This is a genomic window from Rhodococcus koreensis (assembly GCF_017068375.1).
Lineage (GTDB): Bacteria > Actinomycetota > Actinomycetes > Mycobacteriales > Mycobacteriaceae > Rhodococcus_F > Rhodococcus_F koreensis.
This window is the reverse complement of record NZ_CP070609.1, coordinates 5,576,125-5,590,546: the sequence shown is the minus strand read 5'-3', so window position 1 is coordinate 5,590,546 and position 14,422 is coordinate 5,576,125. Positions and strand designations below refer to the sequence as shown.

Annotated in this window: 12 protein-coding genes; 5 read left to right on the top strand and 7 right to left on the bottom strand. The window is 69.0% G+C overall.

Annotated features, from left to right (window positions below):
* Positions 1 to 39 precede the first annotated feature (39 nt).
* From JWS14_RS25670 to JWS14_RS25660, 3 genes are all read right to left on the bottom strand, one after another.
* Entirely contained in the window at positions 40 to 903 is an 864-nt protein-coding gene (locus tag JWS14_RS25670; RefSeq protein WP_206014715.1) for a TIGR03619 family F420-dependent LLM class oxidoreductase, read from the bottom strand.
* Between the two features lie 201 nt (positions 904 to 1,104).
* Positions 1,105 to 2,019, bottom strand: coding sequence for an SDR family oxidoreductase (locus JWS14_RS25665; RefSeq protein ID WP_206014714.1), 915 nt, complete (start codon positions 2,017 to 2,019; stop codon positions 1,105 to 1,107).
* On the bottom strand, positions 2,016 to 2,822 hold the full coding sequence (locus JWS14_RS25660) for an SDR family oxidoreductase (RefSeq protein WP_206014713.1): 807 nt from the start codon (positions 2,820 to 2,822) through the stop codon (positions 2,016 to 2,018). Before JWS14_RS25660 ends, JWS14_RS25665 begins: the two co-directional genes overlap by 4 nt.
* Positions 2,823 to 2,883: 61 nt before the next feature.
* Here JWS14_RS25660 and echA20 point away from each other — a divergent pair, with 61 nt between their 5' ends.
* From echA20 to ipdC, 4 genes are read left to right on the top strand one after another with little or no spacing between them, the layout of a single operon-like run.
* Complete coding sequence (gene echA20, locus JWS14_RS25655; protein ID WP_072938840.1) at positions 2,884 to 3,660, top strand: (7aS)-7a-methyl-1,5-dioxo-2,3,5,6,7,7a-hexahydro-1H-indene-carboxyl-CoA hydrolase; 777 nt, start codon at positions 2,884 to 2,886, stop codon at positions 3,658 to 3,660.
* A gap of 5 nt (positions 3,661 to 3,665) precedes the next feature.
* Positions 3,666 to 4,559, top strand: coding sequence for a cholesterol ring-cleaving hydrolase subunit IpdA (ipdA, locus tag JWS14_RS25650; RefSeq protein ID WP_072938843.1), 894 nt, complete (start codon positions 3,666 to 3,668; stop codon positions 4,557 to 4,559).
* Positions 4,556 to 5,317 (top strand): cholesterol ring-cleaving hydrolase subunit IpdB, encoded by a 762-nt coding sequence (gene ipdB, locus JWS14_RS25645; protein WP_206014712.1) that lies wholly within the window; start codon positions 4,556 to 4,558, stop codon positions 5,315 to 5,317. Before ipdA ends, ipdB begins: the two co-directional genes overlap by 4 nt.
* Entirely contained in the window at positions 5,314 to 6,375 is a 1,062-nt protein-coding gene (gene ipdC, locus JWS14_RS25640; RefSeq protein ID WP_206014711.1) for a (3aS,4S,5R,7aS)-5-hydroxy-7a-methyl-1-oxo-octahydro-1H-indene-4-carboxyl-CoA dehydrogenase, read from the top strand. Before ipdB ends, ipdC begins: the two co-directional genes overlap by 4 nt.
* An 83-nt stretch (positions 6,376 to 6,458) precedes the next feature.
* Here ipdC and JWS14_RS25635 read toward each other — a convergent pair whose 3' ends face one another.
* Together JWS14_RS25635 and JWS14_RS25630 are read right to left on the bottom strand one after the other, a co-directional pair.
* Entirely contained in the window at positions 6,459 to 6,740 is a 282-nt protein-coding gene (locus JWS14_RS25635) for a DUF2277 domain-containing protein (RefSeq protein ID WP_072938852.1), read from the bottom strand.
* A gap of 116 nt (positions 6,741 to 6,856) precedes the next feature.
* Positions 6,857 to 8,083, bottom strand: coding sequence for a glycosyltransferase family 87 protein (locus tag JWS14_RS25630; protein WP_206014710.1), 1,227 nt, complete (start codon positions 8,081 to 8,083; stop codon positions 6,857 to 6,859).
* Positions 8,084 to 8,220: 137 nt separating this feature from the next.
* Between JWS14_RS25630 and JWS14_RS25625 the strand changes: the two genes are divergently transcribed.
* Positions 8,221 to 8,859: a PadR family transcriptional regulator gene (locus tag JWS14_RS25625; RefSeq protein WP_206014709.1), complete on the top strand. Its 639-nt coding sequence runs from the start codon at positions 8,221 to 8,223 to the stop codon at positions 8,857 to 8,859.
* On the opposite strand, the gene hutC is transcribed toward JWS14_RS25625, so the two are convergent.
* Together hutC and JWS14_RS25615 are read right to left on the bottom strand one after the other, a co-directional pair.
* The gene (gene hutC / locus JWS14_RS25620; protein WP_072938860.1) at positions 8,792 to 9,559 is read right to left on the bottom strand and encodes a histidine utilization repressor; all 768 of its coding nucleotides are present in this window, start codon (positions 9,557 to 9,559) and stop codon (positions 8,792 to 8,794) included. The genes JWS14_RS25625 and hutC overlap by 68 nt on opposite strands.
* 100 nt (positions 9,560 to 9,659) lie before the next feature.
* Positions 9,660 to 14,354, bottom strand: coding sequence for an NAD-glutamate dehydrogenase (locus JWS14_RS25615; RefSeq protein WP_206014708.1), 4,695 nt, complete (start codon positions 14,352 to 14,354; stop codon positions 9,660 to 9,662).
* Positions 14,355 to 14,422: the final 68 nt, after the last annotated feature.

Sequence of the window (14,422 nt, the reverse complement as noted above, 5' to 3'; positions counted from 1 at the left end):
TACTCGGGGTGTGTCCTCGTTCCATCCAACCGCACTCACTCACCCCACCGCGGTCGACTCGCGCAATCCCTCGAGTTTTCCCGCCAGGCGTCCGAGGTAGGCGAGGACCTCCTCCTCGCTGCGGTCGGGCACCCCGTACACGACCTCGGTGACGCCGAGGTCCTTCCACCGGCGCAACTTGTCCACGTCCGGTTTGCCGTCGAGCACGACGATCCGCGGTTCGCCGTCCCTGCCGGCCTCCCGCCACATCCGTCGCAGCGCGGCGACGCGGTCGTCGATGTCCTGCTCGATCGGGGTGGTCATCCAGCCGTCGGCGGATTTCACGATCCACTTGAAGTTCTTGTCGTTGCCGGCGGCGCCGACGACCACCGGAGGCACCCGCACCGGCTTGGGCCACGCCCAGCTCGGACCGAAGCTCACGAACTCGCCGTCGTAGGACGCCTCGTCCTGCGTCCACAACGCACGCATCGCCCCGAGGTACTCCCGCAGCATCGTCCGCCGCCGGCCCGGCGGGACGTTGTGGTCGGTGAGCTCGTCCAGATTCCACCCGTACCCCACGCCGAGGATCACCCGCCCGCCGCTGAGGTGGTCGAGCGAGGCGATCGTCTTGGCCAGCGTGATCGGATCGTGCTCGACGGGCAGCGCCACCGACGTGCCCAGTTCGATCCGCTCCGTGACCGCAGCCGCCGTGGCGAGGGCCACCCACGGGTCGAGGGTGCGCATGTACCGGTCGTCGGGCAGCGACGCGTCTCCCGTCTGAGGATGCGCCGCATCGCGTTTCACCGGAATGTGCGTGTGCTCGGGCACGTAGAACGAGTCGAATCCGTTGACCTCTGCACCCCTCGCAGCGGAGGCCGGCCCGATCCCGCGGTCACTCGTAAACAACGTAATGCCGAATTTCACGAATTCTCCTTGGCCGAGAGCCTTTTCCTTCAAGCACACTAACTTCTGGACACCTGTTTATCAATGTGTCCAAACAACTCTCCAGTTCTCCGCGCGGCCGGACGAACGGGACGCTCGTTCGATCTGAGGCAACGGGCGTCCCGTTCGTCCCGCCCAGGTGAGTGGCAATGCGTCCCCCAGCACACATCGCCACTCACCTGCTCAGGCGCCGTAGACCGGGACCGGGTCCTCCGCCTTCGCGAGCAGGTCCGCGACGACGGGCCCGATCTCCTTCGGCTCCCAGCGCGCGCCCTTGTCCTGGGCCGGGCCGTGCCGCCAGCCCTCGGCGACGGTGATCTTGCCTCCCTCGACCTCGAACACCCGCCCACTCACGTCCTTCGAGTCCACACTGCCCAGCCACACGACGAGCGGGGAGATGTTCTCCGGCGCCATCGCGTCGAAGCCCTCCTCGGGCGCGGCCATCGCCTCGGCCATCGCGCCGCCCGCGCCGACCGTCATCCGGGTTCGGGCGGCGGGCGCGATCGCGTTGACGGTGACGCCGTAGTTCTTCAACTCCGCGGCCGCCTGGATGGTCAGCTCCGCGATCCCCGCCTTCGCGGCGGCATAGTTGCCCTGCCCGATCGAGCCCTGCAGTCCGGCACCGGAACTGGTGTTGACGATCCGGGCGTCCACCGGATTGCCCGCCTTGGCCTCGGCCCGCCAGTACGCGGCGGCGTGCCGCAGCGTCGCGAAATGCCCCTTGAGATGCACGCGCACGACGGCGTCCCACTCCTGCTCGCTCATCCCGACGAGCATGCGGTCGCGCAGGAATCCGGCATTGTTCACCAGCACTTCGAGCCGCCCGTACGTGTCGATCGCCGTCCGGATCAGGTTCTCGGCCCCGGCCCAGTCCGCGACGTCGTCGCCGTTGACGACGGCCTCGCCGCCCGCGGCCACGATCTCCGCGACCACCTGCTCGGCGGGACTCTCCCCGGTCGCGGAACCGTCGAGTCCGGCCCCGATGTCGTTGACCACGACCTTCGCCCCCTCGGCGGCGAACGCCAGCGCATGGGCGCGTCCGATTCCGCGCCCGGCGCCCGTCACGATGACGACGCGACCGTCGACCACTCCACTCATGCCTTCTCCTCTGTAGATGCTGTAGCTGATGTAGATGCTGTAGCTGCCGCCAGGAAGGCGGGACGTTCCCCGCCGCCGTGGACGGTCAGTGTCGAACCGCTGACGTACGCCGCCAACGGTGAAGCCAGGAACACCGCGCAGTTGCCGACGTCCTCGGGGCAGGCCATCCGGCCCAGCGGGACCGTGTTCCCGACCGCCGCGATCCCCGCCTCGTCCCCGTAGTGCAGGTGCGCGAGTTCGGTGCGGACCAGGCCGACGACCACCGAGTTGACCCGCACCTTCGGCGCCCACTCGACCGCCAGGCTGGTGGTCAGGCTGTCGACGCCCGCCTTCGCCGCCCCGTACGCCGCGGTGCCGGGCGAGGGCCGCGACCCGCTGACGCTGGAGATGTTGACGATCGCGCCACCCGAATCCTGGGTCTGCATCTGAGCATTCGCGACCTGCGAGACGAGCAGCGGGGCAAGGAGGTTCAGCTCGACGATCTTCGAGTGAAACGTCGGGCTCGCGTCCGCCGCGAGGGCGAACGGCGCCCCGCCGGCATTGTTGACCAGGACGTCGAGGCGGCCGTGGCGCTCGACGATCCGGTCGACGAGACCCTGCACCTGCTCCGGGTCGCGGATGTCGCACGGCAGGAATTCGGCGGCGCGTCCGTCCACCTCCACGGGGTCGTCGCCCGGTCGGCGAGCGCAGGCGACCACCGTCGCACCCGCCCGCAGGAAGGTGCGGCTGATGCCCGCGCCCACCCCGCGAACTCCGCCGGTCACGAGCACGACACTTCCGGTCATGTTGGAACCTGTTTCCATCGTGCTACCCTACCAAGCAATTGCTTGGTGCGTGAAGTGCGGATCTGACGAGGAGAAAACAGTGGGAATTCGGAGCGAGACAGATCCGGGGGGCATCACCACGGTCACCGTCGACTACCCGCCCGTGAATGCCATCCCCTCCCGGGGCTGGTTCGAGTTGGCCGACGCCGTGCTCGACGCGGGCCGGAACCCGGACACCCACGTGGTGATCCTGCGAGCCGAGGGACGCGGGTTCAACGCCGGCGTCGACATCAAGGAAATGCAGGCCACCGAGGGGTACGGCGCGCTGGTCGACGCCAACCGGGGCTGCGCGGCCGCGTTCGCCGCCGTCTACGACTGCGCCGTGCCCGTGGTGGTCGCGGTCAACGGGTTCTGCGTCGGCGGCGGCATCGGGCTGGTCGGCAACGCCGACGTGATCGTGGCATCCGACGACGCCGTCTTCGGTCTCCCCGAGGTCGACCGCGGGGCGCTCGGCGCCGCAACCCATCTCGCCCGGCTCGTCCCGCAGCACATGATGCGCACCCTGTACTACACGGCGCAGAACGTCACCGCCCAGCAACTCCAGCATTTCGGGTCGGTGTACGAGGTGGTGCCGCGCGAGAAACTCGACGACACCGCCCGCGACATCGCCGCCAAGATCGCGGCCAAGGACACCCGGGTCATCCGCTGCGCCAAGGAGGCGATCAACGGCATCGACCCCGTCGACGTGAAGACCAGTTACCGCCTCGAGCAGGGCTACACCTTCGAACTCAACCTGGCAGGCGTCGCGGACGAGCACCGCGACGAGTTCGTTGAAACCGGCAAGCCCCGCTCCAACTCGAACAACAGGAAAGGCTGACATCGATGGCGAGCAAGCGCGACAAGAGGATGTCGCTCGACGACGCGGTCGGGGAACTGCGCAGCGGGATGACCATCGGCCTCGGCGGCTGGGGTTCGCGCCGTAAGCCGATGGCGCTGGTCCGGGCGCTGCTGCGCTCGGACGTCACCGACCTCACCGTCGTCACCTACGGCGGCCCCGACCTGGGGCTGCTCTGCTCGGCGGGCAAGGTGAAGAAGGCGTACTACGGGTTCGTGTCCCTCGATTCGGCCCCGTTCTACGACCCGTGGTTCGCGAAGGCGCGCACCGGCGGCGAGATCGAGGTCCGCGAAATGGACGAGGGCATGGTCAAGTGCGGACTCGAGGCCGCCGCCGCCCGGCTGCCGTTCCTGCCGATCCGCGCCGGACTCGGCTCCGACGTCCGGAACTTCTGGGGCGACGAACTGCGCACCGTCACCTCCCCCTACCCCGACGCGTCCGGCCGGTCGGAGACGCTGATTGCGATGCCGGCCCTGAATCTCGATGCGGCACTGGTGCATCTGAACCTGGGCGACAAGCACGGCAACGCCGCCTACACCGGCGTCGACCCCTATTTCGACGACCTGTACTGCGCGGCCGCCGAGAAGCGGTTCGTCTCCGTCGAACGCGTGGTGGAGACCGAGGAGCTGGTGAAAACCGTACCGCTGCAGAATCTGATCCTCAACCGCATGATGGTCGACGGCGTCGTCGAGGCGCCGAACGGCGCCCACTTCACCCTTGCAGGCGACAGCTACGGCCGCGACGAGAAGTTCCAGCGCCACTACGCCGAAGCGGCGAAGACCCCCGAGGGATGGCAGCAGTTCGTCGACACCTACCTGTCCGGCAGTGAGGACGACTACCAGGCGGCCGTGAAGCGATTTGCAGAGGAGTCCCAGGCATGACCGAGACCACCACCGGCGTCACCCGCGCCGAGTACTGCGCGATCGCGTGCGCCGAGATCTTTTCCGGCGCAGGCGAGATCATGGCCAGCCCGATGGCGACGCTGCCGCTGATCGGTGCCCGGCTCGCGCGACTGACCACCGAACCCGACCTGCTCATCACCGACGGCGAAGCACTGATCTTCGCCGACACCCCCGCCGTCGGTGCGAAGGCACCGGTCGAGGGCTGGATGCCGTTCCGGAAGGTATTCGGCGTCGTCGCGTCCGGTCGCCGCCACGTGGTGATGGGCGCCAACCAGATCGACCGGCACGGCAACCAGAACCTGTCGGCATTCGGCCCGCTGCAGCAGCCGACCCGGCAGATGTTCGGCGTCCGCGGCGCGCCCGGCAACACGATCAACCACCCCACCAGCTACTGGGTGGGCAAGCACACGTCGCGGGTGTTCTGCGACCAGGTCGACATCGTCTCCGGCGTCGGCTACGACCGGATCGACCCCGACAATCCGGCCTACCGGTTCCACCACCTGCACCGGGTGGTGACCAACCTCGGGGTGTTCGACTTCGGCGGACCCGGACACACGTTCCGGGCGCTGTCGCTGCACCCCGGCGTCACCGCCGAACAGGTCGCCGAGAACACCTCGTTCGAGGTGGCAGGGCTGGCCGACGCCGGCGTGACCCGCGAACCCACCGAAGAAGAACTGCGGCTGATCCGCGAGGTCCTCGACCCCCGCACCCTGCGCGACCGGGAGGTGTCGGTATGAGCACGCTCCGCACCGCACTGACCGACCTGGTCGGTGTGCAGCACCCGGTCGTGCAGACCGGAATGGGCTGGGTCGCGGGACCGCGCCTCGTCGCGGGCACCGCCAACGCCGGCGGTCTCGGCATCCTCGCGTCGGCCACGATGACGTACGACGAACTCGCCGCCGCGATCACGAAGACGAAGACGCTCACCGACAAGCCGTTCGGGGTGAACATCCGCGCCGACGCCACCGACGCCCCGCAACGCATCGACCTGCTCATCCGGGAGAACGTGCGCGTCGCGTCGTTCGCACTGGCCCCCAAGCAGGAACTGATCGCGAAGCTGAAAGCCGCAGGGGTGGTGGTCATTCCGTCGATCGGCGCCGCGAAACACGCCAAGAAGGTGGCGTCGTGGGGCGCCGACGCGGTGATCGTGCAGGGCGGCGAGGGCGGCGGTCACACCGGCCCCGTCGCCACCACCCTGCTGCTGCCGTCGGTGCTCGACGCCGTCGACATCCCCGTCGTCGCGGCGGGCGGCTTCTACGACGGCCGCGGGCTCGCCGCCGCCCTCGCGTACGGCGCCGCCGGCGTCGCGATGGGCACCCGCTTCCTGCTCACCCAGGAATCGACGGTCCCCGACTCGGTCAAACAGGAATACCTCGCCCGCGGACTGCAGGACACCACGGTCTCCCGCAAGGTCGACGGCATGCCCCACCGGGTCCTCAACACCGAACTCGTCGACAGCCTCGAACACTCCGGCAATGTGCGCGGGCTGGTCGCCGCCGCCCGCAACGCGTCGAAATTCAAGGCCATGACCGGCATGAAATGGTCGACGCTCGTCAAGGACGGTCTCGCCATGAAGAAGTCCGGCGACCGCACCTGGCAGCAGATCATCATGGCCGCCAACACCCCGATGCTGCTCAAGGCCGGGCTCGTCGACGGCAACACCCACGCCGGCGTCCTCGCCTCCGGTCAGGTCGTCGGACTGCTCGACGACCTGCCCACGTGCAAGGACCTCATCGACGGCATCGTCGCCGACGCGATCAAACGCATCGACGCACTCGGCGCCCTGCGCGCCTGAGACCGGACGAACGGGACGCTCGTTGGATCTGACGCAACGAGCGTCCCGTTCGTCCGGCTAGGAAGTGGCGGCCTTCGCCGCGCTCAGCTGGAGGACGCGGCCTTCGCCGCGATGCGCGCCCGGACCTCCGGCCGTCGCAGCGGGGGCACGGTCTGCGGGGGCTGCTTGCGCGCCGGCAGTGCCGCGAGGAGCTTCGTGGTGGCCTCGGTGACGACGGCAACCGCCTCCTCGAACGGTTCACGGTTGGCGTCGGAGAGCTTCTGGATTCCGCTGACCTTCCGGACATATTGACGCGCCGCCGCCTCGATCTCCTCCGCGGTGGCCGCCGGTTCGAGTCCGCGCAGCTCGGTGATGTTTCGGCACATGACTCGACGATAGCGCCGCCCCGCCCTCGGCGCGGCTCCTCGGCGCTGGGGCGAATGTACCCCTCGGCGCTGCCGAGGCGCCCGAAGGTACATTCGCCCGGCGGAAAAGCGGGTTGTCAGCTGCGGGCGGGCTCCAGAGCGCCTTCGTCGGCGGGCACCGCGTCGGTCTCGACGTCCGGGAGCGGGGTGCGGGACCGCGCGGCCACGACCGCGGCGCCGAGCAAGACCAGGGCGACGAGGCACTGCGAGCTGCCGATCACCTCACGGACGGCGGCCTCCACCCAGCCGGACGAGGACGACTGCAGCACGAAGTTGGGGCCGATCAGGAAGATCAGCGTTGCGGCGCCGACCACCGGCCGCCAGCTGCGGTACTGCGGTGCGATCAGGATCGGAATCAGCAGGATGCTGTACGCCCAGTGGTGGGTGACGGCGAACGGTGCCGCGAGCAGCGATGCCAGGGCCACGACAGACAGCGCGATCAGGTGTTCACCCGACCGGGTGAACCGGTACGCCGACCATGCGGCGGCGGAGACGATGACGGCCGCGCTGAGCACCCAGAGGACGCTGGCGAGCCTGCCCTCCGCCCCGAGCCGGGCGATGACGCCGGTGACGGCCTGGTTGCGGAAGAAGTCGGGCGCGCCCGCACGTCCGGTGGCGAAGAATTCGGTGGTCCAGAACCACACCGACGACTGCGGCAGCAGCCAGAAACCGAGTCCGACGGTGACGAGGATCGTGGCGAGCGACCGTCCGATCGAGCGGAAGTCGCGGCGGACGAACAGGACGAGCAGGAAGGCTGCGGGGGTGATCTTGATTGCGGCGGCGAGGCCGATCGCGATTCCGCGGAACCTCTTCGGGATTACTCCGGTGCAGTCGGCGACCACGAGCGCCATCAGGATGATGTTGATCTGACCGAAGTCGAAGTTCGAGCGCATCGGTTCGAGGAGCAGTACCGGGCCCATCGACAGCAGAGCGAGAAGTTCGGGGCGGCCGACGTCGAGTTTCGACAGCGCCACCTTGACCATCCACCACACGAGCCCGAGGTTGAGGGCGCACCACAGCGCCTGCAGGACCGCGGGGTCGATCTCGGCCATCGGCGCGAAGAGGATCGCCGCGAAGGGTGCGTAGATGAACCTGAACCCGGAACTGCTCGGGAAGTCCGCGGAGTAGAGCGGCAGCCCGCCGACGAAGGCGTGGCCGGCGTCGCGGAACACGGAGAGGTCCATCAGGTAGCCCGTTGCCGCATCGAACTCTCGGTAGGCCACCACCCCCACGGAGAGGACGCCCACGAGGAGCGCGACGGCATGGAGACGATAATCCCTGAACTTCGATTCACTCTGTAACAAGAATTTGTTCTTTCATGATCGGCGTCGTGGTCAACGGTCCACCGTAGCGGGCCGTGACCCAATCGTGACAAAGGCGAGGTCGTGGCGCCCGAACCGCGTGCTTCGTCCTAGTTTATTTAGACTGGTATATTTCGATCATGCCCGGACGCGTCCTCGACAATCCGCTCGTTCTGCCGGTGCTGGGCCTGCTCCTCGAATCGCCGATGCACCCCTACCAGGTGGAGGTCACGCTGCGTGAGCGCAGCGAGGACGGTCAGTGGCCGCTCAACCGCGGTTCACTGAACAACGTGATCGCCGCCCTCGCGGCGGCGGGCTGGATCGAGGAACACGAACGTGCGCAGCGGGAGGGTCGGCCCGTCCGCACCGTCTACGCCCTCACCGACGCCGGGCGCGCGGAATTGGTGAGCCGACTGGACATCCAGATCCGCAGCGCCGCAAGGGAATTCTCACCGTTCTTCGCCGCGATCAGCTATCTCGGCGCGCTGGGACGCGAGGGCGCCGTCGACGCGCTCACCGAACGCGCCCAACGACTTACCGCGAGAATCGAATCCGACCACACCAAGCTCACCCGCGCGCTCGGCGACGGAGTGCCTGCCCTGTTCGTCGTCGAGGCGGATTACGCACTCCACGAGGCACGGGCGGAGCTGGACTGGATCGCAACGACGATCGCGAGCATCCGCGACGGACGCCTCGCGTGGCCCGAACCGATCAGCCCGTCCCGAACGTCCCTTCGAGCCGGTTCCGCGAACCGGGATGGACGAGACGCGCGGCGCTGACGAGTCCTCGGGACGACCAGGTGCGGCGTCGGATCAGCAGGCAGGGTTCGGAACGCTCGATGTGGAGGAGCCGGCATTCCTCGGGCGATCCGAGGATCGCCTCGACGACGTGCTCACCCCTCGTCAGCGGGGCTTCCACGCTCAGATAGTGATTGGGCGTCTGCTGGGTGAAGTCCTGATCGAGATAGCCGGGCGCCTCGGCGGGATTGACGAACCGGTCTTCGAGCTGGATCGGTGTGTCGTCCTCGTAGTGGATCATCAGGGAGTGGAACACCTTGCCGCGGATCGAATCCCGGATGAAGGCGTTGGCCGGATCGGCGTCTTCCTCGCGCACGTACACCACTTCGGTTCGGTGGCGGTGTCCGCGTTGCTGGATCTCGTCCGCGATGTTCTTGACCTCGAACAGCGGCGACGCCGTCTTCGTGGCCGCCACGAACGTGCCCACCCCCATCAGGCGCACCACGAGGCCCTCGGCGCTGAGTTCGCGCAGCGCGCGGTTGATGGTCATGCGGGACAGCCCCAGAGCGCCGACGAGCTGATTCTCCGAGGGCAGTTGATCGCCCTCCTGCCAGCGGCCGGCGTTGATCTGCGACACGATCAGGTGCTTGACGCGTTCGTACGCCGGGGCCGACTCCGTCCCCGGTCCGTTGTACAACGCAGCAAGCTCCGCGTCGACTACTGCGATCTCTACCACTGACACCCATTCCTCTGCGGCACCGACGAACTTCCCGTGCAGTCGGCCGTCTGCAGTCTATCGGCCGACTGCACGGGTAAGCCGCAATCGCGCGGTGCGCCCGACGTCACCTCACCATGCTGCGGAGTTGCCTGGTCGCGACGGACAGGGCGGCCAGGTCGTGCTCACCCGATTCCGTGACGGCGTCGAGCGTGTGGCGGGCCCGCGCCAGCCGGGCGGCGTTGCGGTCCTCCCACTCCCCGATCTTCTGTTCCGCCGTGTCCGCGACTTCGCTGCCCGCGATCACGTCGAGGCACAGGGCCCGCACCGTGTCGTACAACTCGTCGCGCAAGGACAACCGGGCCAGCGCGTTCCACCGCGTACCCCGTCCCAGCTGCGAGACCCCGACCAGGAGGTGAACCAGGCCGAGGCACTCGCCGAGCCGGTAGTACACCTCGGCCACCTCGCGGGGGTCGCGTTGGGTGATGTCGGCGATCTCGACGATGTCGAGCAGCGCGAACCGGTCGAGCAGCAGTTGGACGCGCCCGGCCAGGTCGGCGGGGACACCGCGGGCCACCAGCGCCGCCGTGCGACTGCGGAGACTCTCCGCGTCCTCGCCGCACAGCCAGCCCGCGACGTGCGGTGTCAGGTCCGCGACCCGGTCACGGAATCGGCTGATCTCCGCCCCGACCGCCAGCGGCTGGGGCCTGCGGGTGAGCATCCACCGCGACGCCCGGTCGAGCAGCCGCCGGGTGAACAGCGTCAACTCGTCCGAGAGCGCGGCGTCGAGGTCGGCGTCCCGGATGTCGCGGCGCAGCGACGGCAGGTCGAACACCTCCGAGACCACCGCGAACGCGCGCACGGCGTCGGCGCCACTCGCACCGGCCTCCTCCCCCAGCCGGAAGGCGTACGTGATGCCGCCGTTGTCGACGACGTCGTTGGTGAGGACCGTCGCGACGATCTCCCGGCGCAGCGGGTGTTCGCCGATGGCGTCGCCGAACGATTCCCGGAGTCTGCGCGGGAAGTATCCGGCGAGGGCGTCCGCGAACGCCGGGCTGTCGGGCAGGTCGCCGGCGAGCAGGTCCGATTTCAGCGCCAGTTTGACGTGCGCCATGAGCGTCGCGAGTTCCGGCGAGGTGAGTCCCGCCTCCGCGCGTTCCCGGGCGGCGATCTCCTTTCGGGACGGCAGCACCTCGATGGCGCGGTCCAGACCGTAGCGGCCCTCCAGGTGGCCGATGAGCCGTCCGTGCACCGCGAGGGACGCGGCGGCGTCGGCCCGGCTCGTGCCGAGCACGTCGTTCTGGGCGACGTTGTCGGACAGCACGAGACGCGACACCTCCCCGGACATCTCGGCGAGCAGACCCGCGCGGTCCTCGGCGGCGAGACGGCCGCCGCTGACCAGGGCGTCGAGCAGGACCTTGATGTTGACCTCGTGGTCGGAGCAGTCCACACCCGCCGAGTTGTCGAGAGCGTCCGTGTTGATCCGCCCGCCGTTGCGGGAGAATTCGATGCGTCCCAGCTGGGTGAGGCCGAGGTTACCGCCCTCACCGATCACCCGCGCCCGGACGTCGGCGCCGTCCACCCGCACGCCGTCGTTGCCCTTGTCCCCCACGTCGAGGTGGGTTTCGGCGCCCGCCTTCACGTACGTCCCGATCCCGCCGTTCCACAGCAGGTCCACCGGCGCCCGCAGGATCGCGCGAACCAGGTCGGGTGGCGACAGTTCGGTGGTCCCGGGCGCCAGCCCGAGCGCGCGCCGCGCCTCCTCGCTGACCGGAACGCTCTTCCTCGACCGTTCCCACACACCGCCGCCCGCGCTGATCAGGTCGGGCGCATAGTCCGCCCACGACGACCGCGGCATCGCGAACAGGCGTTCCCGTTCCGCGAAGGAGGTGGCCGCGTCGGGGTTCGGGTCGAGGAACACGTGCCGGTGATCGAACGCGGCGACGAGCCGGATGTGCGGGCTGGCCAGCATTCCGTTGCCGAACACGTCGCCGCTCATGTCGCCGATCCCGACGGCGGTGAACTCCTCCGACTGGGTGTCGACCCCCATCTCCCGGAAGTGCCGTTTCACGCTCTCCCACGCGCCGCGGGCGGTGATGCCGAGCGCCTTGTGGTCGTAGCCGACGGATCCGCCGGACGCGAATGCGTCACCGAGCCAGAACCCGTACTGCGCCGCAACGTCGTTCGCGATGTCAGAGAACGTCGCGGTGCCCTTGTCCGCGGCGACGACGAGGTAGGTGTCGTCGCCGTCGTGCCGCACCACCCGGGGCGCCGGGATCACGGCGCCGCTCGCGAGGTCCACGTTGTCGGTGACGTCGAGCAGTCCGCTGATGAAGCTGCGGTAGCAGCGCACACCCTCGGCGCGCTGCGCGTCCCGATCCCGCGCCGGGTCGCCGGTGGGTGCCGGTGGGCGCGTGACGACGAACCCGCCCTTCGCGCCGACGGGCACGATCACCGAGTTCTTCACTGCCTGCGCCTTCACCAGGCCGAGCACCTCGGTGCGGAAATCCTCCTTGCGGTCGGACCACCGCAGGCCGCCTCGCGCGACGGCGCCGAACCGCATGTGCACACCCTCGACCCACGGCGAGTACACGTAGATCTCGAAGCGGGGCCGCGGCTGCGGCAATTCGGGGATCCGCTGCGGATCGAATTTGAACGACAGGACCTCCCGTTCCCGGCCCGTACGAACGTAGCGGTTGGTGCGCAGGGTCGCGAGGACCACGTTGAGGTAGGCGCGCAGGATGCGGTCGGCGTCGAGGCCGAGCACGTCGCCGATCGCCGTTTCCAGCGAGCCGACCAGTTCGCCGGACTCCTCCGCGGCGTCCGGATCGAACCTCGCGGCGAACAACCGGATCAGCGCCTGCGAGATCTCCGGGTGATCCCCGAGGACCGTCGCGATGTGGTTCTGGCTGTACGGGAACCCGCCCTGCCGGAGGTAACGCGCGTACGCCCGCAGCACCTCCACCTCCCGCCAATCCAGGCCCGCCCGGAGTACGAGTTCGTTGAAACTGTCGGTCTCCGCACGGGATTCCCAGGCCGCGGCGAACGTCTCCGTGAAGCGGTGCGGCAGTGCGTCGTCCACCGGCCCGGCCGCTGTGTGGCGAATCCCGAATTCGTACATCCAGCACACGGTTCCGCGGCTGTTCGCGACCGTGTACGGGCGCTCGTCGAGGACCGCGACGCCCATGCTCTGCAGGATCGGCAGCACGTCGCTGAGCGAGGCGGGGGCGCCGCCGACGAAGAAGGTGAAACGCCAGTCGGCGGCCTGCGTGTCGAGTCGCGTCTCGATCGCGCCGTCCGTCAGTGTCTCGAACACCGCGACGTCCGTCCGTGCGCGCCGGGCGTCGAAGTCGTGCTTGTACACCGCGGGGAAGTTCTCCGAATAGTGCGCGAGGAGTTCGCGTTCGAACGCGGCGCCGAGTTCGTCGTCGCCGCCCGTGCGGAATCGGTCTTCCCAGGTCCGGCAGGCCCGGGCGATCCGGCGCTGAATGTCCAGTCGCCGCGTGTCCGTCACCTCGGTGTCCGAAGGAACGCGCATCGTGAAATGCACCATCGCCAGCGGGTACTCGGACACGTTCGTGGTGTATTCGACAGCGGTGCCGTTCAACTCGTCCAGGAGGACCTGCTGGGCCACCAGGCGCGTCCGCGTGTTGTACCGGTCGCGAGGGATGAACACCAGCGCCGACATGCTGTCGCCGGGGACGTCCGTGCGCAGGAAGAGGTGGATGTGTTCGCGCGCGGTGATGCCGGCGACCTCGGTGAGGGCCGAATGCAGCGAGTCCGGGCTCGCTGCGAACAACTCGGTCAGCGGCAGCGCCTGCACGACCTGCAGCACGGCCTGTCCGGAGAAGGAATCGATGTCGAAGCCGGCGCGGTCGAGCAGGGCCCGCACCCGGCGGCCCGCACCCGGGATGTCCAGGACGTTCTCGTGCCTGCCCGCGGGCGTGAACACGCCGACGAAGCGGTGCTCCTCCCCTGCGGCCCGGACACCGACGAAGGACGGATACGACGAACGGTGCACGGACACCGGAAGCGCCGCCTGCCCGATCGCGAGGACGGGACCGGCATCGGTGGCCGGTGCACGGTCGCCCTCCCGGTCGTGGAGAACACCGAGACCTTCCCGGGGTGCGCCGTCGGCGTCGTACCGCGCGTATCCGAGGACGGTGAAGTTGCCCACTTCGCACCACCGCAGGAAGTCGGCGGCCTCCCGGAGTTCTTCGGACAGCGCGTCCTGGCCTGCCTGCGCGTCGAGTTGCCCGGACACCTGGGTCTGGAGTTCGCGCATGCGCGCCAGGTCCGTGTTGACCCGGCGCACGTCGGCGAGGACGGCGGTCAGGGATTCGACGAGTGCGGCGACGACCGTCTCGCCGGTGTCGGAGCGAAGTCCCACGTGGATCCAGGACTCCGCCGTCCCCGGTTCGGTGGCCGGACGCACGTCGGTGAGGGTGCCCGACTCCGTGCGGCGGGCGGCGACGACCGGGTGCAGTGCCTCCTCGATGGGGGCGCCGACCCTGGCCGCGGTGAGGAGTACCGATTCGACGAGCAGCGCCATGTCGTCGGTGACGATCTGCACGGCGGGTCCGATCCCGCTGGGGTCCGCGGCGTCGACTCCGCGCACGACCGCGGTCCCGGGGATCCGGTGCCGTCCCGTCTCGAGATGTGTGTTCGCGATCCGATCACGTGCCTCGGGATCCGCGTTGTCGGCGTAAGGGTGACCTGCGGTGCGGAGGTAGAGGTCGAGGAAGCGCTCGCGCGCCTCCTGGTCGGAAAACAGCTGCTCATCACGCTCGAGCGGATGTGAGGACGTCGAAATTACTCTCATGTCAGTACCTTCCGTCGGGAGCATCGGGACTCCCGGCTGGTGCAGTGGCGGGCCGGCACGCTTCTCGG